Annotated in this window: 34 protein-coding genes; 32 read left to right on the top strand and 2 right to left on the bottom strand. The window is 65.7% G+C overall.

Features of this window, described 5'->3' with window-relative positions:
• Window positions 1-635 precede the first annotated feature (635 nt).
• The 27 genes from CEG14_RS05590 to CEG14_RS05470 all read left to right on the top strand — a co-directional run bounded on the left by CEG14_RS05590 (window position 636) and on the right by CEG14_RS05470 (window position 16,106).
• On the top strand, window positions 636-830 hold the full coding sequence (locus CEG14_RS05590; RefSeq protein ID WP_094825385.1) for a hypothetical protein: 195 nt from the start codon (window positions 636-638) through the stop codon (window positions 828-830).
• Window positions 827-1,159: a hypothetical protein gene (locus CEG14_RS25635; RefSeq protein WP_143277170.1), complete on the top strand. Its 333-nt coding sequence runs from the start codon at window positions 827-829 to the stop codon at window positions 1,157-1,159. The genes CEG14_RS05590 and CEG14_RS25635 overlap by 4 nt, the downstream gene beginning before the upstream one ends.
• Before the next feature lie 666 nt (window positions 1,160-1,825).
• Complete coding sequence (locus CEG14_RS05585; RefSeq protein ID WP_094825384.1) at window positions 1,826-2,218, top strand: hypothetical protein; 393 nt, start codon at window positions 1,826-1,828, stop codon at window positions 2,216-2,218.
• Window positions 2,219-2,348: 130 nt separating this feature from the next.
• The gene (locus CEG14_RS05580; protein WP_094825383.1) at window positions 2,349-2,585 is read left to right on the top strand and encodes a hypothetical protein; all 237 of its coding nucleotides are present in this window, start codon (window positions 2,349-2,351) and stop codon (window positions 2,583-2,585) included.
• Entirely contained in the window at window positions 2,582-2,749 is a 168-nt protein-coding gene (locus CEG14_RS26260) for a hypothetical protein (protein ID WP_179280543.1), read from the top strand. The genes CEG14_RS05580 and CEG14_RS26260 overlap by 4 nt, the downstream gene beginning before the upstream one ends.
• 2 nt (window positions 2,750-2,751) lie before the next feature.
• Window positions 2,752-3,852 carry a hypothetical protein gene (locus CEG14_RS05575; RefSeq protein WP_094825382.1) on the top strand — a complete coding sequence of 367 codons (1,101 nt, stop codon included), beginning with the start codon at window positions 2,752-2,754 and terminating at the stop codon, window positions 3,850-3,852.
• 7 nt (window positions 3,853-3,859) lie between these two features.
• Complete coding sequence (locus CEG14_RS05570; protein WP_094825381.1) at window positions 3,860-4,633, top strand: ERF family protein; 774 nt, start codon at window positions 3,860-3,862, stop codon at window positions 4,631-4,633.
• Window positions 4,630-5,403 carry a lambda exonuclease family protein gene (locus CEG14_RS05565; protein WP_094825380.1) on the top strand — a complete coding sequence of 258 codons (774 nt, stop codon included), beginning with the start codon at window positions 4,630-4,632 and terminating at the stop codon, window positions 5,401-5,403. The genes CEG14_RS05570 and CEG14_RS05565 overlap by 4 nt, the downstream gene beginning before the upstream one ends.
• Window positions 5,403-5,906: a single-stranded DNA-binding protein gene (gene ssb / locus CEG14_RS05560; RefSeq protein ID WP_094825379.1), complete on the top strand. Its 504-nt coding sequence runs from the start codon at window positions 5,403-5,405 to the stop codon at window positions 5,904-5,906. The genes CEG14_RS05565 and ssb overlap by 1 nt, the downstream gene beginning before the upstream one ends.
• Window positions 5,907-6,008: 102 nt before the next feature.
• Window positions 6,009-6,908: a recombination-associated protein RdgC gene (locus CEG14_RS05555; protein WP_094825378.1), complete on the top strand. Its 900-nt coding sequence runs from the start codon at window positions 6,009-6,011 to the stop codon at window positions 6,906-6,908.
• A 10-nt stretch (window positions 6,909-6,918) separates the two neighbouring features.
• Window positions 6,919-7,710, top strand: coding sequence for a ParB/RepB/Spo0J family partition protein (locus CEG14_RS05550; RefSeq protein ID WP_094825377.1), 792 nt, complete (start codon window positions 6,919-6,921; stop codon window positions 7,708-7,710).
• A gap of 106 nt (window positions 7,711-7,816) precedes the next feature.
• Window positions 7,817-8,182 (top strand): hypothetical protein, encoded by a 366-nt coding sequence (locus CEG14_RS05545; protein WP_094825376.1) that lies wholly within the window; start codon window positions 7,817-7,819, stop codon window positions 8,180-8,182.
• Window positions 8,179-8,649, top strand: a complete 471-nt coding sequence (locus CEG14_RS05540) for a hypothetical protein (protein ID WP_094825375.1) — start codon at window positions 8,179-8,181, stop codon at window positions 8,647-8,649. The genes CEG14_RS05545 and CEG14_RS05540 overlap by 4 nt, the downstream gene beginning before the upstream one ends.
• Window positions 8,646-8,972, top strand: coding sequence for a hypothetical protein (locus CEG14_RS05535; protein WP_094825374.1), 327 nt, complete (start codon window positions 8,646-8,648; stop codon window positions 8,970-8,972). Before CEG14_RS05540 ends, CEG14_RS05535 begins: the two co-directional genes overlap by 4 nt.
• Entirely contained in the window at window positions 8,969-9,463 is a 495-nt protein-coding gene (locus CEG14_RS05530) for a hypothetical protein (protein WP_094825373.1), read from the top strand. Before CEG14_RS05535 ends, CEG14_RS05530 begins: the two co-directional genes overlap by 4 nt.
• Window positions 9,460-9,735 carry a hypothetical protein gene (locus CEG14_RS05525; protein ID WP_143277169.1) on the top strand — a complete coding sequence of 92 codons (276 nt, stop codon included), beginning with the start codon at window positions 9,460-9,462 and terminating at the stop codon, window positions 9,733-9,735. Before CEG14_RS05530 ends, CEG14_RS05525 begins: the two co-directional genes overlap by 4 nt.
• A 3-nt stretch (window positions 9,736-9,738) precedes the next feature.
• Window positions 9,739-10,668, top strand: coding sequence for a DNA cytosine methyltransferase (locus tag CEG14_RS05520; RefSeq protein ID WP_094825371.1), 930 nt, complete (start codon window positions 9,739-9,741; stop codon window positions 10,666-10,668).
• The gene (locus tag CEG14_RS05515; protein WP_094825370.1) at window positions 10,665-11,756 is read left to right on the top strand and encodes a hypothetical protein; all 1,092 of its coding nucleotides are present in this window, start codon (window positions 10,665-10,667) and stop codon (window positions 11,754-11,756) included. Before CEG14_RS05520 ends, CEG14_RS05515 begins: the two co-directional genes overlap by 4 nt.
• Window positions 11,749-12,201, top strand: a complete 453-nt coding sequence (locus tag CEG14_RS05510) for a hypothetical protein (protein WP_094825369.1) — start codon at window positions 11,749-11,751, stop codon at window positions 12,199-12,201. The genes CEG14_RS05515 and CEG14_RS05510 overlap by 8 nt, the downstream gene beginning before the upstream one ends.
• Window positions 12,194-12,547, top strand: coding sequence for a hypothetical protein (locus CEG14_RS05505; RefSeq protein ID WP_256985588.1), 354 nt, complete (start codon window positions 12,194-12,196; stop codon window positions 12,545-12,547). Before CEG14_RS05510 ends, CEG14_RS05505 begins: the two co-directional genes overlap by 8 nt.
• 165 nt (window positions 12,548-12,712) lie before the next feature.
• Window positions 12,713-13,030: a helix-turn-helix domain-containing protein gene (locus tag CEG14_RS26785; protein ID WP_094825368.1), complete on the top strand. Its 318-nt coding sequence runs from the start codon at window positions 12,713-12,715 to the stop codon at window positions 13,028-13,030.
• Window positions 12,925-13,839, top strand: a complete 915-nt coding sequence (locus tag CEG14_RS05495; RefSeq protein WP_373454181.1) for a tyrosine-type recombinase/integrase — start codon at window positions 12,925-12,927, stop codon at window positions 13,837-13,839. The genes CEG14_RS26785 and CEG14_RS05495 overlap by 106 nt, the downstream gene beginning before the upstream one ends.
• Window positions 13,840-14,235: 396 nt before the next feature.
• Window positions 14,236-14,421: a hypothetical protein gene (locus CEG14_RS05490; RefSeq protein WP_094825366.1), complete on the top strand. Its 186-nt coding sequence runs from the start codon at window positions 14,236-14,238 to the stop codon at window positions 14,419-14,421.
• Window positions 14,422-14,427: 6 nt separating this feature from the next.
• Window positions 14,428-14,658: a hypothetical protein gene (locus CEG14_RS05485; RefSeq protein ID WP_094825365.1), complete on the top strand. Its 231-nt coding sequence runs from the start codon at window positions 14,428-14,430 to the stop codon at window positions 14,656-14,658.
• 206 nt (window positions 14,659-14,864) lie between these two features.
• Window positions 14,865-15,269: a hypothetical protein gene (locus tag CEG14_RS05480; protein ID WP_094825364.1), complete on the top strand. Its 405-nt coding sequence runs from the start codon at window positions 14,865-14,867 to the stop codon at window positions 15,267-15,269.
• Window positions 15,262-15,654 (top strand): hypothetical protein, encoded by a 393-nt coding sequence (locus CEG14_RS05475; protein WP_094825363.1) that lies wholly within the window; start codon window positions 15,262-15,264, stop codon window positions 15,652-15,654. Before CEG14_RS05480 ends, CEG14_RS05475 begins: the two co-directional genes overlap by 8 nt.
• Before the next feature lie 71 nt (window positions 15,655-15,725).
• The gene (locus tag CEG14_RS05470) at window positions 15,726-16,106 is read left to right on the top strand and encodes a DCC1-like thiol-disulfide oxidoreductase family protein (RefSeq protein ID WP_094825362.1); all 381 of its coding nucleotides are present in this window, start codon (window positions 15,726-15,728) and stop codon (window positions 16,104-16,106) included.
• A 12-nt stretch (window positions 16,107-16,118) separates the two neighbouring features.
• Here CEG14_RS05470 and ilvA read toward each other — a convergent pair whose 3' ends face one another.
• On the bottom strand, window positions 16,119-17,687 hold the full coding sequence (gene ilvA, locus CEG14_RS05465) for a threonine ammonia-lyase, biosynthetic (RefSeq protein WP_094825361.1): 1,569 nt from the start codon (window positions 17,685-17,687) through the stop codon (window positions 16,119-16,121).
• Between the two features lie 228 nt (window positions 17,688-17,915).
• Here ilvA and CEG14_RS05460 point away from each other — a divergent pair, with 228 nt between their 5' ends.
• The 3 genes from CEG14_RS05460 to CEG14_RS05450 all read left to right on the top strand — a co-directional run bounded on the left by CEG14_RS05460 (window position 17,916) and on the right by CEG14_RS05450 (window position 19,263).
• A complete protein-coding gene (locus CEG14_RS05460) occupies window positions 17,916-18,155 on the top strand; it encodes a SlyX family protein (RefSeq protein ID WP_094825360.1) in 240 nt (79 codons plus the stop codon).
• Window positions 18,156-18,275: 120 nt separating this feature from the next.
• A complete protein-coding gene (locus tag CEG14_RS26565; RefSeq protein WP_256985587.1) occupies window positions 18,276-18,602 on the top strand; it encodes a hypothetical protein in 327 nt (108 codons plus the stop codon).
• A gap of 67 nt (window positions 18,603-18,669) precedes the next feature.
• Window positions 18,670-19,263 carry a DUF2946 family protein gene (locus CEG14_RS05450; protein ID WP_094825359.1) on the top strand — a complete coding sequence of 198 codons (594 nt, stop codon included), beginning with the start codon at window positions 18,670-18,672 and terminating at the stop codon, window positions 19,261-19,263.
• Between the two features lie 46 nt (window positions 19,264-19,309).
• Here the strand turns inward: CEG14_RS05450 and CEG14_RS05445 are convergent, their stop codons facing one another.
• Window positions 19,310-19,717, bottom strand: coding sequence for a DoxX family protein (locus tag CEG14_RS05445; RefSeq protein WP_094825358.1), 408 nt, complete (start codon window positions 19,715-19,717; stop codon window positions 19,310-19,312).
• Between the two features lie 136 nt (window positions 19,718-19,853).
• Between CEG14_RS05445 and CEG14_RS05440 the strand changes: the two genes are divergently transcribed.
• Window positions 19,854-20,795, top strand: a complete 942-nt coding sequence (locus CEG14_RS05440) for a LysR family transcriptional regulator (protein WP_176461394.1) — start codon at window positions 19,854-19,856, stop codon at window positions 20,793-20,795.
• The gene (locus CEG14_RS05435; RefSeq protein WP_094825357.1) at window positions 20,792-21,367 is read left to right on the top strand and encodes an NUDIX hydrolase; all 576 of its coding nucleotides are present in this window, start codon (window positions 20,792-20,794) and stop codon (window positions 21,365-21,367) included. The genes CEG14_RS05440 and CEG14_RS05435 overlap by 4 nt, the downstream gene beginning before the upstream one ends.

Here is a 21,367-nt window from a genome sequence, read left to right as displayed (position 1 = left end):
CGAAAGAGCGCCAAGGATCGATCGATGGCGGGTAATCGATTAATGACCACCGGGAGAAGTCCGGAACCCACTGCAACGCCGGCCTACGGGTTCAACGGCGCAGCGTGAGGGCAGTTGCCAGTCTGGAGCCGCGATGAGCGGGAGTTGCCAGTCGACGCGCTGCCCCAGATTTCATCTGTCAGCCCGTTCTATGAGCGATGGCTGATGAATGGACAAAGGAGAAGCCATGGGCCTCAATTCACGCTCGGTCGAGCGCCGCCTTTTTCGCGATCGAAAGTTCAGGCGCGGGCAGCATCAACAACTCAAGTTTCATCGGGCTGTCGCGAAGCTCCGCGGCGGAGGGAACGAGAGTGCGATGCGGATTGTTCGGCTGCTGCGGAATTAATCACCTCCGCGCCGTGACAGGGCGCAGCCACATGAGTCCTGAGAGAAGCGGCGGCGCTGATAGAAGCGCGCTCACGCCCGCAGTGACACAACGCAGCCCCACTGCCTTGCGCTTAGTGTGGAATCGGCTGGCGGTTGACACGGTGCAGCGGTTCACCCAGCCGATGAGAACTCGGCCCGCTTCTTTCCGGATTCGCATACCGATGCAGTCAAACCGCCCCAAACGCCGGGGCAGCACTGAGGAAATGACCATGACCACGCATCGCCTGATCCAACTTCACAACCTGGCCGACGATTTGTCGTCGCGCGCACGCGTTTGCCTGCGCGGCGCTGCCAACCTGGAACGCATCGGCAATGCGCGTGGCGCCCAATATCAGCGCGCCAAGGGCCTGCGCTTCCAAGTCATCGCGGAAAAAGCTGCTCGCCGAGTTGAGGCGGGCGCATGAACGCTGCCGAATTTATGGCGAGGGCTTCGGGCCTTCTTGCCTGCCGCCACGACTTCGCACGGGGCTACCGTTACGACAACCTTGGCCGTCGAATCACTGGATGCGACGAATGCAACGGGTGCGATAGCAGCGCCAGGGTTGAACAGATCGGACTGATGGAGGGCATGGAAATAATTAACGACGGTGGGCAAATGAAGCTGCGTTGGCCGTGCCCTGAATGCGGCTTCCCGGTCAACGAGGACACGTCAGCACTAAGCGCAATAGCAGACGCCAGAGAAATCGAGAAAGACGCGCTTTGCGTTGCGTGCCGTAATCGGCAAGCCACCTAACAGCCACCGCTCATGCCCCGCGTGAGCCTACCGCCCTTCCCGCTCAAGGAAGGGCCATCACATGGTCAGCGGCGTGGAGCTAAGGCATCCGCTGGACTATGAAGCGTCGGAATGTTGGGGATTGCGATAGGCCCCGGCCTGACCATGTGATGGTCCCGACATCCAGCCTCGCGCCGGCCTCCGGCCAGCGATTACTGCTCTCGGGCATCACTTCCGCGCTGGCGAAGAGAAAGGCCAGCACCCTCAATGGAGCCATCTACGTCCGCAAGGGCCGGCTAGAAGTGTGCACACCGGGCGAGGCAGCTTACTCCGTCCGTAGATGGCTCCGTTGAGGGTGAATGCGCAGTGCTGATGCGCGTGGCAGTAAGTGCCTGTGCGACTTAGGCGGGTCCGCCGCGAAGAACGCGCTGTGCCGGGATCAGCTCCGGCCACCCTCCAAAGCGACGAGTGACGAACAGCCAGCCGGCCTAGTAGATGTTCACTCACCCTCGGCCCCGTGAAACAGTCGGGCGGCCGCTCCACGAAACGGAGCCCCTTCCCGCAGCGCCCCTCCCGCTCCCTACCCACCCTCGGCAACATCGCCGCGTGCGCACGCGTCGTGACGCTGGGGAATGGCCGGGGAGACCGGCCCGGGGCGCTGCACCCCCACTCCTCAAGGACACCGCCATGAACCTGCACATGATCCAGGATGACCCCGCACGCACCGCCGCGCCAGGCATGGCGCCCGGCGAGCGCGAGCCTGAGCACGAAGACCGGCAGCGCGAGCGCCTGCACGCCGATCTCGACCTGGAGTTTCACCGCGCTCTGGTGCTCAAACGCTGCGTGCACGTGCAGCACGAGAACCCGGTGCCGGCGGCGGTGTTCCTGATGACCGACCCGAGCCCGGCCACCGTGGCCGCGCTCGAATCCCTGATCGTCGCGCTGAAGCGCCGCATGGGCCCCGCGGTGATCGAATCCCTCGCGAACCGCCTGCTGGTGACCGCGGAAGAATGCGCGCGCCGCCGGCTGGTGGACGCGGCTATGGACGGCGCACACATCACCTTCGGGCCGCGCCAATGATCGCCGCCCTCCCGCCTCTCAGCCCCTGGGCCACCGTGCTGGTAATGGCCGGCTGCGCGTTCGCGGGTGCGGTGCTGGGCGACCTCGCCATGCGGCTCCACCGATATACCGACCCCTGGAGGGCTGAGTAATGGACACGATCAACGACGGCGGCCCGGCGTTCCCGCACACCCGGGTGCACTTCGACACCAGCGGCACGCGCAAGGACGGCATGACCCTGCGCGACTACTTCGCTGCGCAGGCGCTTGCTGGCTTGGCTGGTCGCAAGTTCCACGCAGGCGACGCAGGCGATGGCTATGCCGAATGGGCGGCCTCAATGGCCTATGAGTTCGCCGACGCCATGCTGGCCGCGCGAGGTGCCCGATGATCCGCCGCCTCCGCACCCACTGGGAGCTGATCGTCAACGGCTCCGCACTCATTGTCGCTGTGGTCCTGGCCTGCGTGCTGGGGCCCACCCTCGACGCCCAATCCACTGACCGCCCCACGTGCGGCGAACGCTGCGGCACTACCAAACTCGCCGCCAAGGAATGACCATGGCTGAAGCCACCGAACTGATCACGCTGCCCACGGCAGAGAATGCACTGGCCACTTTCAGCGCCGAAAAGGGCCTGGACCCGATCATCGAACAGATCCGCGTCCAACTGAGCGGTGTGGCCTACGACATGAGCACCGTCAAGGGCCGAAAGGAATGCGCCAGCGATGCTTTCAAGGTCGCCCAGGCCAAGCAGGCCATCGAGAAGCGCGGGAAAGAGCTCTCTGCCCAGTACAAGAAAATCCCGGCCATGATCGACGCCGAGCGTAAGCGCGCTTTCGATGTGCTCGATTCCTTCCAGAAACAGATCCGCCAGCCCCTGACTGACTGGGAGACCGCGGAAGAGGCTCGCCAGCAGCGTCACAAAGCCAACATCGAATGGTTCCGCCTCCGCGCGGATGAATGCCGCGACCTCGATGCCGCAGAGCTGCGCAGCTCGATTGCTGAGCTGCAGGCCCGCGTCGTCGATGAATCGTATGAAGAGTTCGAAGCGGAAGGCCACCGCGTGAAAGAGCGCGCTGCGACGTGCCTGACGGACGCGCTGACCGCCCGCGAGAAGCGCGATGCCGAACAAGCCGAGCTGGCGCGCCTGCGCGCTGCTGAAGCCGAGCGGGAGCGCAAAGACAAAGAGGACCGAATTGCGCGCGAGGCGGCCCAGAAGGCCCAACGCGAAGCCGATGCCGCCGCTCAGGCAGAGCGAAACGCTGCGGCCCGCCGCGAAGCTGAAGCCGCCGAGGCCGTGAAGACGGCAAAGCTTGAGGCTCAGCTGGCCGAAGAGCGCCGCATCGCGGCCGAGAAACAAGCCGAGCTCGACCGGCGGAACGCGGAGGCGCGCGAGCGCGAAGCGGCCGCAGAAGCCGAGCGGCGCGAAAAAGCGGCTGCCGAGCAGGCGGCAGCCGCCGAGCGGCAGCGCATCGCCGACGAACAGGCGGCTGCCGAGGCGGAAGCCAAGCGCCGTGAAGCCGACGTCGAGCACCAGCGCAGCGTTAACCGCGCTGCCCTGGCAGAGCTGGTCAAAGGTGGGGTACCGGAGGCCGCCGCCAAACAGGCGATCACGCTCATCGCCAACGGCCTTATTCCCAAGATCCGAATCACCTATTGAGGACACTATGACTGAAGTCATCGACGCCCAGGCCCGCGCAGTGGCCCCCAAACCTGATCAGGTCGCCGGACAGGTGGCGGTACTGCCCGCCAATTCGCCCATGGGCATGATGATGGCCGCGGTAAAGCAAGGCATCCCACTGGAGCAGGTCAGGGAAATGATGGCCATCCAGCGGGAATGGGAGGCCGACGAAGCGCGCAAGGCCTTCAACGACGCATTCGCTGCGTTCAAGGCCGAGAAGGTGGAGGTCATCAAGCGAAAACAGGTTGACTTCGCTACCTCGAAGGGGCGCACTCAGTACAAGCACGCTGAGCTGTCCGATCTGGTAGACGCCGTCGGCCCTGCGCTGGCTCGCCACGGGTTCTCCTGGAGCTGGACGCCCGAGCAGAAGAACGCCCGCATCTACATCACCTGCACCTTGCAGCATCGCCTTGGGCACGAGAAGTCGGCGACGCTCGACGCTCCCGCAGACGATAGCGGCGGCAAAAACATCATCCAGTCCATCGTTTCCACGACGACGTACCTGGAGCGCCACACGCTCAAGGCCGTTTGCGGGATCTCCGAGAAGGGCGACGACAACGACGCCAACTCGCTCGACGCCCCGGCGCAGCAAGCAGTCGATAGCTGGATCCAGGCGGCGAAAAACGCTCAGTCCATCGCGGAACTCGACCAGGTCTGGCGTGATGGCCTACTCGAAATCAAGAAAACCAATTCGCTCAAGGTCTACGACGATTTTCGGGCCGCCGTGAGCGAAGCAAAATCACGCATGGGGGCATCATGAGCTTCAAAGTACTGGAATGCGACCAGGGCAGTCCTGAGTGGCACCAAGCGCGTGCCGGTGTCATTACCGCCAGCATGTTCTCCACGGTGCGCGCCAAGGTCAACGGGTTGACCGAGCAGCAGAAGAAGTATGTGGATGCGATCCTCTCGGGCCGCACCGAGTCGAGCGCACGCGAGATAGCCGGATACAAAGCGGCACCGCGCGCCGACGTGATCCAACGTGCGATTGACGGTGAGAAGGTCGGCGACTATTCCGAGGCTGCACTGAACTACGCCTTCAGATTGGCCGTGGAGCGCATCAGCGGAATCCCGCTGGACGAGGGCTTCGAGACGCACTCGATGCGACGCGGGCACGAGCTGGAGCCTAAGGCGCGGATGGAGCACGAAATCCAGACCGGCCTGTTCGTGAAGCGTGCAGGTTTCGTCATGACCGAAGACGGGCGCTTCGGCGCCAGCGCAGACGGTCTCATCAAGGATGACGAGGGCAGCGAATACAAGTGCTTCATCGCCCCCGAAAAGCTGCGCGCCTTCTGGGTCGACAACGATGCCAGCACGGTGATGGAGCAGGCCCAGGGCTGCATGTGGCTCACTGGCCGGAAGCGCTGGCACATCTGCCTGTACTGCCCTGCCTTGGAGGTGGTGAATAAGCAGCTCTGGTGCCGGGTGTTCGATCGCGACGATGATTTCATCGAGGCGATGGAAGCAGACCTGATCGAGTTCGAGAAGGTGGTGAGCTCCTATGAAGCCTTGTTGCGCAAGGAGGCCGCGTGATGGCGAGCGTCAACAAAGTCATCATCGTGGGGAACCTCGGGCGAGACCCCGAAGTCCGTTATAGCCCGGATGGCGCGGCCGTCTGCAACGTCTCGATCGCCACCACCAGTCAGTGGAAAGACAAGGCGAGCGGCGAGCGCCGCGAAGAAACCGAATGGCACCGCGTCGTCATGTACAACCGCCTGGCCGAAATCGCCGGCGAATACCTGAAGAAGGGCCGCTCGGTCTACATCGAAGGCCGCCTCAAGACCCGCAAGTGGCAAGACAAGGACACCGGCGCTGACCGCTACAGCACCGAAATCGTGGCCGACCAGATGCAGATGCTGGGCGGCCGCGAAGGCGGCGACGGCGGCAGTCAGAACGAAGCGCCTCGGCAGAGCCGCCAGGCCTCCGGCCAGCCCAGCGACTACGCTCGGCGGCGCGAAGCTGCCCCGGACGCGCGCGCGGGTGCTGGACCCGCAGCGGCCAATCTGGCCGATATGGACGACGACATTCCGTTCTAGCGGTCACTTTTCCCTCAGTTCCCCTCGGGCGGCGCTGCACACCCATGGAGGCAACCGCTGACGCGGCGCCGCCCTCCCCCATCCCCACGGAGTCCCCCCCCCATGTGGTTCAAGAACCTGAAGGTGTATCGCCTTGCCGGGCAGTTCCGGCTGTCCGTCGAGCAGATCAACGAGCAATTGCAGCAACACCAGTTCTCGGGCGGCACCAGCATCGAGGCCCAGTCTGTTGGCTGGATCCCGCCGCGCGAAGGCGGCGACCTGGTGCACGTCGTCAATGGCCAGTACCTCCTGGCGCTGCGCGTCGAACAGAAGCTGCTTCCGGCCGGCGTGGTCAACCAGGTCACGAAGGCCCGCGCCCAGGAAATCGAAGAGCAGCAGGGCTACAAGCCCGGCCGCAAGCAGATGAAGGAGCTCAAGGAGCGCGTGACCGATGAGCTCCTGCCGCGCGCCTTCAGTCTGTACCGAGACACCCGCGTCTGGGTCGATACGGCTCACCGCTGGCTCCTCATCGATACCGCCTCCGACGCGCGCGCCAGCGACGTGATCGGCATGCTGGTCAAAGCGCTCGGCGACTTCCCGCTGGAGAACCTCTATGTGAACGAATCGCCGGCCTCCGCCATGACCCGCTGGCTGGCCGAAGACGAAGCGCCGGCCAACTTCTCGATCGACCAGGACACCGAGCTGCGCGCCAGCGGCGAGAGCCGAGCCGCGATCCGCTATGTGAAGCACTCGATCGACGCAGACGACGTGCGCCGGCACATCCAGGGCGGCAAGCAGTGCACCCGCCTGGCGCTGACCTGGGCCGATCGCGTGTCGTTCGTACTGACCGAAGGGCTCGACATCAAGCGCGTGGCTCCGCTGGACCTGCTGACCGAGAACCCTGATGCGATCTCGCAGACCGATGCCGAGCGCTTCGACTCCGACTTCTCCCTCATGAGCGGCGAGCTCGCCAAACTCATCGCCGAGCTGGTCGACGCCCTCGGCGGCGAGAAGCAAATCTAAGGACTTCAGCATGGCTAAAAAATCCAAAGACGTGTATGGCGCCGAAGGCCAGAGCAACCTGCTCAACTTCGACCCCACCAAGCTGGTCCTGGTGACCGACGAATCCAGCCCGCTTTATGACCCTCGCGTGCATCTGCCCGTGGACGAGGCCATGGCGCGCAACATCGACTATCAAGGGGTGCTGGAACCCATCGGGGTTTCGAAGAATCCGGAAACCGGGGAAACGGAGGTGGTGTTCGGGCGCCAGCGCGTCAAAGCGGCGATTCTCGCCAATCAGTGGCGGCATGCCCGCGGCGTCCCCGAGCGGCTCATACCCGGTGTCGTGTATGCCGGAAAGCGCGAGGCGGCGCTGGACGCCATCGCCAGCGAGAATGAAGCACGCACTGCCGACACCCCGATTGGGCGAGCGGAGAAGATGCGGCGCCACCTCGCTCTCGGCAAGGGAGAGGACCAGATCGCCGTGATCTACAACTGCACCGTCGCCACCGTGCGCGACACGTTGTCGCTGCTCGACAGCCCCAAGGTCGTGCAGGACGCCATCGAGGCCGGCCAGATCACCCTGACGCATGCCAAGGCACTCTCCAAGCTTCCGGTCGACGAGCAACGCGACAAGGTCGCCCAGTTGGTTCAAGCGGGCCAGGGGACCAAAGCGCACGAGCGCAGCCGGAAGCAGGCCGCAGTCATGGGCGAACTCCCCCGCATGAAGTCCCGTAAGCAGATCCAGGCAGCGCTGGAGTCCTCCCGGGGCGAGTACGCCGCCGCCCTGCGGTGGGTGCTGGGTAACGACGACGCCAACAGTTAAGAGGCCTCACGCCCGCGCTTAGCTCCTGCCGGCCGGGCGGCGCCACCAGTCGAGGACTCCGAGGCACCGCTCACCTATTCGCTATTCCCAATAAGAGGTGTGAAAAATGACCGCATTCTGCGTGTTTGGAATCACCGAGCCGCTGGCTAGGAAGTCGGCCGAGGCGGCCAGTAAGACCTGGCTCGCGAAGATGTCGAGCCAGGAGCGGGCCGAGGTCACGGCCGCCACTGTCGACGCATGGATCCGCGACCGAACCGCCGAGATGCTGAAGAACGGCAAGCCCAAGCAGGTTTCCGCGGCATTCGATGCGCCTCAGTTCGCTGAGGACTGGATTGCCCTGGCCAAGAGGACCGTCAAGGCTCGCGGGCTGAGGGTCATGGTGCGCGGCGAGAAAACCGACCGCCACGGAGCGACCGTCATCAGCAAGCGAACCAAGCGCCCCGTAATTGCATGGGTTCCGTACCAGCCATGACCACGCCCGCCCCCATGAACCGACAGCAGCGCCGCCAGCTCGAGCAGCAACGCGCGCGCCAACGCGCCCAGCGCCGCGTCGAGCGGCCTGTGCACATCCCGATGATGCGCAAGCTGCGCGACCAGATCAGCCTGGACATGCACCTGGCGCTGGCGCGCCTGCGCACAGCGCCGCACGACGATGCGCGCACCGACCTCGCCTCCACCATCCACACCGTGGGCGTGGCCATCGCCAACAACCGCCGCTTCGCGGAAGAGCTCGACCACCTGAACGCCGGCGCCGAGGCTCTGCAGGCCTACGCCGCGTCGGCGCCCCTCACCGACGAGCAGCTGGCCGTGCTGGCCCACACCTGCGCCGTCATCGACACCATCCTCGGCCTGATCGACGTGCCCACGCTGTGGCAAGCGGAAAAGGTCGCCATTGCGCTGGTGCGCCAGCAGCGCGCCGCCCAGGAGCAACGAGCATGACGACGAAACACACGCCGGGCCCGTGGGCCCGCGATATCGGCAGCGGCTTTGGGTGCGACGTGCGCGCCGAGAACGGCCGGAAGGTCGCCGCCACCTGGGGCATCAACAGCGGCGATCCGCACCGTCCGGCATATCGCGCCGAGTGCGACGCCAACGCCCGCCTGATCGCCGCCGCGCCGGAACTGCTGGAGGCGCTCCAAGAGCTAGCCGACGACATTGCCGACCGGTTCGACATGGATTCGCCCAGCACTAACCCGGGCATCAAGCACTGCATCAAGCAAGCTCGCGCCGCCATTCTGAAAGCCACCGGAGAGCAAGCATGACGACGAACAGCAACCATCCCGCCATCCCGGCCGGCGAGCAGGACGAGCAGCCCGAGCTGGCCGTCTGGTACGGGTCGATGCCCGAGTCCAATGGCAAGCACAACTGGACAGCGATGCTGTATCGCAAGGGTGACGGCCTGATGGGCGGCGTCACGCTGACCCTGGACCGCTCCGAGTATCCGGATCGCGTTCGCTACGAGGCCGACCGCGCGCGGTTCCTGATCGGTGAACTACCGAATGAGCCCTTCATCCTCGACTACGACGGTGACCTACGCTCCGAGCCGCACTGCCCGCCGCCCGTCGCCGCTCCCGCTGCTGGCGATGCGCGGGAAGTCGATCCGCTGCAGGGCGCCGCAAACTGGCTTGTGCAGGCGCACAGCCAGCCGTGCCCGACCGTCCTGAGCGCATGCCTGATGATCGGCTACAACCGCGCCCAACGCCTCTACGACGCGGCCATTGCTGCCGAGCAGGGCGAAGGCGGTGCAGCATGAGGTTCTACGCACGAGTCTGGCCGCAGTCTGGCCCGAAACGCCGCACTTTGGCCCCCGAGTTTGTCCAACGCTCGTCTGTCGACAACATCGACGAGGAAGACGCGGAGGCCTGCGCCGAAGACTACTACCGCAACCACGACGGTTTTGAGGCCATTTGGCCGCTGACATTCGCCATCTTCGACGGTTTCACCGGCCCCGAGATTGGGCGCTGGGAAGTCGCTCTCGAGTACGAGCCGTCGTTCGTCGCCGCCCAGCAGCGCCAGGAGGGGTGAGACATGGCCCCGCGCGGCGCCTACTACAACGAAATTGACCCCTACGCAGCGCAGTGGCTGCGCAACCTGATTGCCGCCGGTCACATCGCACCTGGCGACGTGGACGAACGCAGCATCGAGGACGTACACCCTGATGACCTTCGACCCTACACCCAGTGCCATTTTTTCGCAGGAATCGGCGTCTGGTCGCATGCCCTTCGAGGTGCCGGCTGGGCAGATGATCGACCTGTTTGGACGGGTTCCTGCCCGTGCCAACCTTTCTCCGCGGCAGGCAAAGGAGCTGCATTTGATGACCAGCGGCACCTCTGGCCGCACTGGCATTGGCTCATTCAAGAGCGTCGCCCTCCAATCGTCTTTGGAGAGCAGGTTGCAAGCAAGGACGCAGATCCTTGGGTCGACCTTGTACACGCTGACCTGGAAACCATGGGCTACGCCTTTGGGGCCGTCCCGTTTCCGTCTGCGAGCGTCGGCGCGCCCCAACCCAGAGAGCGCATTTTCTGGGTGGCGTGCGCCGATGGCCACGGATGGCGAGAAGGCCGACTGCCTGCTGCCTGGTGTGCTCAAGCGCATCGCGGAGCATCGGCAAATCAGCCTGGCCATGCAGGCCCGGCTGGCGGGCTGGCCGACCTGCAGGGCATCGGATGGGAAGAAGAACGTCCGAACACTGGAGGGCAGCCTGAAGGAGATCAAGCGCAAAGGCTCGCCGCAGGACCTTTCGATGGCTGCGGCCCTGTCAATGGGTTCTGGGCTGCGGCGGACTGGATCGAATGTTGTGATCCAGGAGGGACCCGCTGGCGGCCAGTTGAACCCGGCACATTCCCGCTGGCTCATGGGGCTCCCGGCCGCGTGGGACGACTGCGCGCCTACGGCAACGCGATCAACGCGCAGCAAGCGCAAATCTTCATCGAAGAAAGCATGAGGTGCATAGCATGAACAACACCCCCGAGCTGACGGACGACGACCGCCACCCTCTCGAAGCCTACGCCGAAAGCTATGCCCAGATGGAACGAGTAGCGCGTCGGGAAGGCAAACCCGCCGTTGTGAGCATGCGCAGCGTGTATTGGGATATCAGAAAAAACATGATTCCGGCGACAGTGGATCGCGCCGTGCTCGACAAGCTGCGCCAGGGCGGCGAGCCGGTGGGCGATATGAGAAATCCCATGTCTAAATACGACGAGCCGCTGCTATCGCGCAAAGCCGGAATGTGGCTGGCAATTAACGTGATTGAAGATATAGCCCTTCAGTACCGAATTGAAGACGACTCGAGCACCAATAGTACCTACCACGAAGGCGCAGGAGACGCCTTGGATAAAGCTGAAAACGCTATTCGGGCGTTGCTGTCAGGGCTAGATTTCCAGGCAAGCGCCCCTGCAGCCGTAAGTAATCTTCCTGCCTTTGAATCGCCGGCGGTTCAGGCGGTGTACGAGTTGCTTTGCGACGATCAACGACCGCCCATTGGCGAGCACTGGGAGGGGTTTGTAGCGCGCCGCATCGTGCAGCGCTTGAGCGCCCCTGTAGCCGGGGAGGCGCGACCGTTCGCAGTTCTCGCTGTTCACAAGAACGGGGAAATTCGGTCGTACTCGACCGGGCAAGCCTTACAGGATGCCCCCATCCAAGACAGCGAACGAGAGCTACAGCGCAAGTATGGATACGAGCTAGTTACGGTCTACGCCGCGCCCCAGGCCAGCGCGGATGCGCGCAATGCGGCACTGGAGGAAGCGGCGCAAACGGCCTATACCGCGCTGTTTCCGTCGAACGCCCGGAGCGATTGGACGGAGTTCGCCGAAAGCGCTGCCTTCCATGCGAAACATGCTGCTCAATGCATCCGCGCCCTCATGTCCACCCCCGCGCCGCAGCCTGCCGAGGGCGAAGTGGTGCTACCGCCGCTGCCCTTTGGCTTGGGCATGATGCACGGGGAGCAGTATCGCGCCTACGCCCGCGCCGCCGTCCTGGCCGACCGCCAGCAGCGCGCCGCCCTTTCTGCCGCCCAGACCGAACAAGGAGAGCGGGAAGATGGCTGACCCGATCGTCCCGATGGAATACCTGTACGGCGTCAAGGTGGTGGACATTGGCGATCTGCGGGTGGCGCGCGGCATGTCCCGGCGGCCCATCTCGACTTGCCGCCACCTGCACCTGGCGTATGACACCAACGAGCGGCGCGTGTACTGCCAGGACTGCGAATCCGATGTGGAGCCGTTCGACGCGTTCCTGCAACTGGTCGAGCGTCACCACGCACTCGATGCAAAAGCCCAGCAGCTGCGCGAGGATGCCGCCCACACGTTGACCAGCCGGGCGGCGAAGCGCATGGACGAGGCTTGGCGCAGCCGAAATATGGCACCAGTCTGCCCTCATTGCACCTCGGTCATCCTGCCTGAGGACGTGGTGAACGGCCTTTCCATGACCAACAAGGAATGGGAGCTGCGCCGGCGCGCCGCCCTGGCCTCTAAGGAGAAGAACGATGCGTAGCGAACGAGAAAATCTGCTGCTGGCGGCGAAGGCAGCCGGCCTCGAGGTGTGGCCCGGAACCGGCTTTCAGGCGCATCAGCTCTTCCGCCGGCCGGACACGGCCGACCCATCGGGCAAGGTATCGGGCGTGGAATGGAATCCGCGCGGCGACGATGGCGACAACCGGCGCCTGCAGGTGCGGCTGCGGCTTGGGCTGGTGCCGCTGGATGGCGGCGGGTGGGATTGCGTCATCTGGGACCACGACGAAGAAGTCACGCTGGCGACGTCCCTTGACCCGAATCAGGCCGTGGTGTCCGCCGCCGCCGAGATCGGCGCAAAGATGCAGGAGGGCCAGCGCCATGGGTAGCTTGGCCGTCCTCTACATCTGCATGGCCCTGGGCCTCGCTATCGTCGCCGCCCAGATCGTCATCGACAACAGGCCGAGCGCCGATGACTGAAGCAATCCAGCGCCTGCTGGACACCACCCACAACGCATGGACGCCCGTCTAGCGCGGGCACCTGGGAGGCAATTATGACCATGATGACGCCCGCCGAGGTGGCGGCCCGGCTACGGGTCAGCCCCAACACAGTTCGGCGACTCGCCGCGCCAGGCGGCCCGATCCCGTGCCTGCGCTTGGGCCGCCTGATCCGTTTCGACTCCACAGACATAGAGCAATACGAAAACGAATGTCGATCTACTTCGATAAAAGCCGCCGTCGATATCGCTTTGAATTCGACCGTGTCATTACCGGCCGCCGGGTCCGGGCTACGAAGCTTCTTCCAAAAGAATGGAGTCAGGCTCAAGCCGACACGTTCGACCGGGAAGAGAGCAGCCGCCTCTACGCGATAGCGCAGGGCATTGAGCAGGAATCCCCCCTCATCGAGGACGCCGTCCAGTTCTACCTGGAGAAGAAGACTGAGCTGAAATCGCACGGCACGGCCATGGGGCACCTGGCCGCGGTCATTGACCACTACGAGGGGAAGCGGTTCATCGACCTGGCCGACGTGTGCGAAAAGATCACGACCGCCGGCCAGGGCGTCCTGGCGCCGGCCACGATCAAACAGCGCCTGGTGCTGCTGCGCGCGGCGTGCCGCTTCTTCTGGAAGTCCAAGCGGCTCAACGTGCCCGACCCCGGGACGCACCTGGCGCTGCCTGAGGTGCGCAACGAGCGTCACGAGTACCTGACCCGCAAGCAGGCGCTGCAGCTCGCCCGCGCGTGCAAGAAGCGCCCCGCCCGCGCGCTCATCCTGATAGCGTTCTACACCGGCATGCGGAAGGGGGAGATTTGGGCCGCCAGGATGGAGCCCGGCCGGTTCGTGCTGGATGACACCAAGAACGGCGACCGCCGCGTGGTGCCGATGCTGCCCAAGATCGCGAGCTACGCAGCGCGGCACCTGCCGCCGACCATCAGCTATCGGTCGATGATGATCTGGTTCCGCAAGGCGGCAGAGGCGGTCGGCCGCCCCGGCCTCCACTTCCACGACCTGCGGCACTCGACCGCCAGCGCCATGGTGCAGGCCGGCATGCCGCTGTACACGGTGGGCAAGGTGCTGGGGCACAAGAGCGCGCGATCGACCAGCAGGTATGCTCACCTGTCGACGGAAAACCTGGCCGATGCCCTCGGCGCGATCGCGCAAAAGGGTGTGGGGAAATCTTGACATCGCCCCGTGTTTTGCGGGCGTTGTGGCGCCGTTTTCGGCCAGTGCGCCACTGGGTAACCGCTGGATGCCCATACAGCCACAGCGCATTGCAAATCCGTGTACGTCGGTTCGATTCCGGCTTGCGCCTCCAGCAACACAAGCTGCCGATGATGGCCCGCCCTGTTCCAGGCGGGCCTTTTTCATTTCCGGCGCCGTGTGGGAGTTTTTCGTCCACGCGCCCGACCCGCCCCGCCCCGCCCCACCCGCTACTCACCTGACGAATCGGTCAAGTGACGAATCAGTCCACCTCGAGGCACAGCGGACACGCCCCCATCCGAGCAGCTGCTAGACTTTTTCTGGTCCGCATCGCAGGAATGCTCAGCCCCAGGCGTATTCAGCCCGAGGAACGACACCATGGAAATTCTCGCCCAGAACACCAGCGCCGAACTGCTTGCTCGCCTCGAGGCGGCCGCCGCGGTCCCGCTATCGCAAGATGAATTCCAGCAGCAGCTCATCTCCTTCGTCTATAGCGTGGTGGGACAGCGCGAGAACATGACGCGTGACAAGGTCGAAGACCTGCTGAGCCGTCGCCCGGCGTGAAGCCCCGTGGTGATCTGGGAGCTGGTGCAGGATGAGGGAAATCCGCTCTACACGCGCCTGGGAGGCCCGCTGCCGGGCAAGCGCACCCTGCCCGAACTGCTCTGCGACCACCGTGCCGAATACGTGCACGCCCTTCAGGTGGCAGACCGCTCGCACCTGGCTGGCAAACCGATTGATCTGCAACCGCTCTCGAAGATCATCAGCCACCTGCTGGCCAGGCAGATCGCGAGCACCTGAGCCGCGTCGCACCCACGGTTTCAGTTGGGGCATCTAACTTCTTGGCCCTTCCGCCCCGCCCGCCCCTCAATCGCTCACGCGCCCGGCAAGACCTGCAGGCGACGTCTCGATGTCTCACATGACATTGTCCGAGGTATGAGCGCCCGAGCCGCACGGCCGCCCTGGCCAGGATTACCCTCCGGGGAGCATCAAAACCAGGTACGACCATGCTTGCTCACATGCTCCGATGGGCCTTCTTCTCCGTCCTCATGGCCATGACGCCGCTGATCGCGGCCACCTTGCGCCTGAATTCCATTCCCGACCCGCCCGACTGGGGCACTGCGGTTGGGCAGGGTCAGTTGCTGCTGGTCACCACCACGCTCTGCGGCGCAGCCCTCGGTGAGATCATCGGTAGCGGTCAGCGCCACGCCACCCTCAAAACGGCGACAGCGGGCACCACCCTGCTCGTCGTGGTGCTGGCCACGATGTACTTCGGTGAACTTGCCATCGCCGCCGCCCGCCACGACGCGCTCGACGCGCACATCGTGAAGCGCCTCTCCCTCCTCATCTTTTCGTGCGGGCTCGCTTCGGCGGGCGGATGCATGCTGCTGTCCAAGGAAAAAAATGACTGAAACCCTCCTCTTCGTGCTGCCCATCCTGGCCGCGCTCGTGTCCTTGAGCGCGGCCGGCACCGGGCTCTGGATCTCCCGTCGGGAGGCGGCCGAACGCCGCCAGGCCACCACGCAGCTGCGGGCGCTGCGCCGGCTCATCGACTGCCTCGAGGCCTATCCCGCCACACCCGACGCCGACAAGCACGCGGCGCGCCGCAGGATCCTGGATCTCGCCAGCCACCTGGATCTCGCCGCCGACACCCCGGGCGCCGAGGTCGGCATCATCGACCTGACCCTGCGCCTTGGCACCCGCGAGCTGCGGATCTCCAGCACCGGCCGGCACGCGCCACCCCCGGCGCCTGCGCCCGCGGCGGCCGACCCGCACCTGCTGGCGGGCGCCCGCTAGCCAGGCGCGCCGGGCAGCCGGCCCACATCCGCGCTATGCTGGTTCCGTGTCCCACCCACCGGATCCGCCTCATGTCCCCGTCCCGCAACTTCCTGCTCTACGACGGCGATTGCCCGTTCTGCAGCAACTACGTGAAGCTCGTGCGCCTGCGCCAGGCGGTGGGGCAGGTCGACCTGCTCAACGTGCGCGAGCATCCGGAGCTCGCGCGCACCTATGCCGAGCAAGGCTACGACCTCGACAAGGGCATGCTGCTGCATCTCGACGGCCAGGATTACTTCGGCGCCGACTGCGTGAACCGGCTGGCGCTGCTGTCCTCCGGCAATGACCTGTTCAATCAATTCAATGCCATGGTGTTCAGCAACGCCTGCCTGTCGCGCGCCCTCTATCCGTTCATGAGCACCGGCCGCCACGTGGCGCTGCGCCTGCTGGGCCGCAGCCGCTTCACGGTCTGAGGCCCGCGCGGCTCAGCGTATGAACAGGCGATAGGCCGGGTTGTCGGTCTCGTCCCAATAGGGATAGCCCACCGCGTCCAGCACGGCCGGCAGCCTGGCCAGCTCGTCGGCCGGCACCTGCAGCCCGGCCACCGCGCGCCCCTCGGCCGCACCGTGATTGCGGTAATGGAACATGGTGATGTTCCAGCGGCCGCCCAGCTTGCTCAGAAAATCGAACAGCGCGCCCGGCCGCTCCGGAAACTCGAAGCGATAGACACGCTCGTCCTCGATCCGGTCGGCGCGGCCTCCCACCATATGGCGCACGTGCAGCTTGGCCAGCTCGTTGTCGGTCAGGTCCAGCACCGCAAAGCCCTTGTCGCGCAGCCCCGCCACGAGGCGATCGCGCGGGTCGCGTTCGGGATGGGTCTGCACGCCCACGAATATCTGCGCGTCGGCACCCGCGTGGTAGCGGTAGTTGAATTCCGTGATCTGGCGCGATCCCAGCGCCTCGCAGAAGGCGCGAAAGCTGCCCGGCTGCTCGGGAATCGTGACCGCGATCAGGGCCTCGCGCTGCTCGCCCAGCGTGGCGCGCTCGGTCACGTGGCGCAGGCGGTCGAAATTGATGTTGGCGCCGGAATCGATCGCCACCAGTACCTGCCCGCTCGCATCGCGCGACTGGGCATAGCGGCGCAGGCCGGCCACCGCGAGCGCGCCGGCGGGTTCCGTGATGGAGCGCGTGTCGTCGTAGATGTCCTTGATCGCGGCACAGATCTCGTCGGCGCTCACCAGGATCACGTCGTCCACGTAGCGGCGGCAGACCTCGAAGGTATACGCGCCGACCTGCGCCACCGCGACACCGTCGGCAAACGCGCCCACGCGCTCCAGCACCACGCGCTCGCCCGCCGCCATCGCCGCCTGCAGGCAATTGGAATCGGCCGGCTCGACCGCGATCACCTTCACCTCCGGGCGCACGTGCTTCACATACGCCGCCACGCCTGCGGCGAGGCTGCCTCCGCCGACCGGCACGAAGATCGCGTCCAGCCGGCCCGGATGCTGGCGCAGGATCTCCATCGCCACCGTGCCCTGCCCCGCAATCACGTCCGGGTCGTCGTAGGGCGGGATGAACACCAGGCCCTGTTCGCGTGCCAGCGCCTGCGCATGCGCCAGCGCCTCGGGAAAGGCGTCGCCATGCAACAGGGCGCGCGCACCATGAGACAGCACGCCCTGCACCTTCAGCTCGGGCGCGGTGCGCGGCATCACGATGGTGGCCTCGATGCCCAGCTTCTTCGCGGCCAGCGCCAGGCCCTGCGCATGATTGCCGGCGGACGCCGCGATCACGCCGCGCGCGCGTTCCGCCGGGCTCAGCTGCATCACCCGGTTATACGCGCCGCGCAGCTTGAAGGAATAGACGGGTTGCAGGTCTTCGCGCTTGAGCAGCACCTCGCATCCGAGTTGGCGTGACAGGCGCGGCGCGGGCGAGAGCGGCGTCTGGATGGCGACGTCGTAGACCGGCGCGTTCAGCGTCTTGCGGGCGTAGTGCGCGGCCAGATCGACGGGATCGGCGGCGGGGCGGGTGGCGGGTTCTTCGGCGGTGTCGTACATGGGGGCTCCTGGTTTCGGCAGCGCCCACGAGACAGAAAAAAAGAACCCGCCTCGGGGGCGGGTTCTTTGAAATTGCTTGGACTATTTCGTGGCCTGACCCGCCATGTGGATAATGGCGGTAATAATGCTTGCAGCAAGAAAGGTCGGGCGGACGTCCATGGGGCTAGACCTTAGACCCTTTTATCCAGCCCGTCAAACGACACCGGCCGCCCCGGCCCACCCCACCCTATGAATACCGCGACTCCCACCCCCGAAGAAACGCTGCAGCAGACGCAGGCGCGCCTGACCGAGCTCGAGATCAAGTTCAGCTTTGCCGAAGACCTGCTCGACAGCCTCAACGCCATCATCGCGCGCCAACAACAGCAGATCGAGGCACTGGCGCGCGAGGTACACGAGTTGCGCGAACAGGGCAGCAATGCGCCCGGCACGTTCCGCAGCCTGCGCGACGAGCTCCCGCCGCACTACTGAGCGCGCAGCCCGCCCCCCTGCATCTGGTTACCCTTGCGCACGCTTGCGTACGCCCGGTTCGTGGACGGCTTGTTACCTTACAAACCGTTGACGACTACGCGCCAGCCTGGCGTTGCCCTCATGCAAGAATCGACTTTCCCGCACGCTGCGCGCCGCCGCCTCGGACAATGGCTCGCCGTGCTCACCGTGGCCTGTGTGCCCGCCGCCGCCTGGGCGGACCGCGACGATCACCGTCATCGCCACCACCATCGCGGCGAAGCCAAGCAGACCTATTACGATGGCGCCTGCAAGGTCGAGCGCAAGTGGAAGAAAGACGGCCGCTACGAAGAAAAGCGCAAATGCCGGCCCGAATATGGCTACCCGCAGGCCGTCTATCCGCAGCAATATGTGACGCCGGTCAGCCCGGCCATCGTGATCCAGCCGCCCGCCATCGTCATCCAGCCGTGAGCGGCGCCCTGCCCTTTTTATAATGTGTCCAGGCGCGCCGCGCCGGTCTGCAGAATCGAGCTCCCGCATGGATGAAGACGTCAAAGCCGCCCTGGTCAAATGGCCCAACGTGCCCGCCGTGGCCGGCTGGTTGTCGCTCGACGCGCGCGGCCGCTGGCACCTGCATCCGGGCGGCACCGCCGCCGACGGCGGCCCGGGCGAGTCGATCAGCAGCCCGCAGATCATCGCCTTCATCGAACGCAATTTCGAGCACGACGCCGACGGCCGCTGGTTTTTCCAGAACGGCCCGCAACGCGTGTACGTGCGCATCGATGCCGCGCCCTACATCCTGCGTGGCGCCGAGCGCGGCGCGGGGCTGCGCACGCACACCGGCCGGGCGATCCAGGCCATCACCGCCTGGTGGCTCGACGAAAACGGCCACCTCTATGCCAGCACCGACGCCGGCCCGGGCGCCGTCGAAGACCGTGACCTGGCCGGCGTGATCGACACGCTCACGCTCGCCGATGGCACGCCGCTGTGGGACAGCCTGGAGTCGTCCGCGCCGAGCCCCGAGACGCTGCACATCCGCCATCCGGCCTATCCCGAGCCCGCGCCCCTGCGCACCGTGGCGCGGGCCGACCTGCCCGCGCGGCTGGGCTTCGTGGCCCGGCCCGAAGCATAGAAAAACCGCGCCCCCGGGCGCGGTTTTTCGTTGCGCGGGCAGGCGCTCAGGCTGACTTGCGGCCGCTGCGCACCAGCACGAACTTGCCGTCGCCCAGCAGGGCCAGCGCCGCGGCCGTCACCGCCAGGAACACCGGGTACTCCCAGCCGCCATTCGGGCTGGCGAAGCCCCAGCCATTGCCGAAGTGCACGCTGGCCGCGACCAGCAACTGGATCGCACCGATCGCCGCCACCCAGCGCGGCAGCACGCCCGCGATCAGGAACAGCCCGCCGATGATCTCGAAGGCGGTGACCGGATAGGCCAGCCAGCCGGCAAAGCCGATGCTGGCGAAGAATGTTGCCGTGCCCGGCAGGGTGAACACCAGCAGCTTGGTGAGGCCGTGGGCCAGGTACATGACGCCCAGGGCCAGGCGCAACAGCAGCGCGGCGTAAGGGGCAGTGCGGGAATCGATCATTGTTATCTCCAACTCGGAACCGGGACATCGCGAAAACAGCGATGGCGGCATTCTGTCGATTCCTAAAAACAAGATAAACATGCAGAATTGCAAATAATTATTCCCCAAACCGAAACAACGCCGCCCCGGAGCCCCCATGGACACGGTCACCGCCATGCAGACCTTCGCCAAGGTGATCGAGCTCGGCTCGTTCGCCGCGGCCGCCGAAAAGGCCGGCCTGGCCCGCTCGGTCGTCACGCGGCAGGTAGCGTTTCTCGAGCAGAAATACGGGGTGAGGCTGCTCAATCGCACCACCCGCAAGCTCTCCCTCACCGACGCCGGCCGCGCCTTTCTCGAACGCATCCGCCCGATCCTGGGCGATCTCGCCGAGCTGGACCTGGCTCTGCAGGTGCAGGGCCGCCAGCCCACAGGACGGTTGCGCGTCAGCGCCCCGGTGTCGTTCGGCGTGCTCAACCTGGGCCCCGCCATCGCGGAATATCTGGCGGCCTATCCGCAGGTGGTGATCGACCTCGACCTGAACGACCGCGTGGTGGACCTGGTGGAGGAAGGCTACGACGTGGCGGTGCGCATCGGCCCGCTGCACGACTCTTCGCTGGTGGCCCGCCCACTGGCGCCGCAGCAGCTCGTGGTGTGCGCCGCGCCCGCCTACCTCAAGCGTCACGGCACCCCGCGCGAACCCGAGGCGCTGCGGCAGCATCGCTGCCTGCACTACAGCTATGCCAGCACCGGCAACGACTGGCACTTCGAGCGCGACGGCCACGTCCACGTGATCCGCATCACGCCGGCCTTCCGCGCCAACAACGGCGACGTGCTGCGCACCGCCGCGCTGGCGGGCCACGGCATCATCCTGCAGCCCGACTTCCTGGTGGGCGAAGACGTGCGCGCCGGCCGGCTCGTTCCGCTGCTCACCGACTATCGCCACACGCCCCTCACCATGGTCGCCGTGTATCCGCACCGGCGCCTGCTCTCGCCCAAGGTGCGATCCTTCGTGGAACATCTGGAGGCGCGTTTCGGCGGCGCATCCGGGTCGAGCCGGGCCTCCCGCAACGGCGCGCAACCGGTAGAATCGGATTCATGACTTCGCCCATACGCTACTTCCCCGCTCCGCGCCGTGCGCGCTTCTGCAGCCAGTGCGGCTCGCCCGTTGCGCACCGCGTGCCGGAAGGGGACAACCGCGAGCGCGACGTCTGCGACCACTGCGGCGCGATCCACTACCAGAACCCCCGCATGGTGGTCGGCACCGTGCCGGTCTGGGGCGACCGCATCCTGCTGTGCCGCCGCGCCATCGAGCCGCGCTACGACACCTGGACGCTGCCCGCCGGCTTCATGGAGCTGGGCGAAAGCACGGCACAGGGCGCCGCGCGCGAGACCCTCGAGGAATCCGGCGCTCGCATCAAGCTGGGCGAGCTCTACACCATCATCGACGTGCCGCAGGTCGAGCAGGTCCACATCTTCTATCTGGCCGAGTGCCTGAGCGATGCGCTCGACCCCGGCCCCGAAAGCCTGGAGGCGCGCTTCTTCAGCGAAGCCGAGATCCCCTGGGACGAACTGTCCTTCCGCACCGTCGCCACCACGCTGGAACGCTTCCTGGAAGACCGGCGCGCCGGCACGCTGCGCATGCATCACTACACGCTCGAATCGCACCGCTGA

The organism is Bordetella genomosp. 1, from assembly GCF_002261335.1.
Classification (GTDB): Bacteria; Pseudomonadota; Gammaproteobacteria; order Burkholderiales; family Burkholderiaceae_B; genus Bordetella.
Note: the sequence above shows the minus strand (reverse complement) of the source record. Positions and strands in the feature narration are given on the sequence as shown.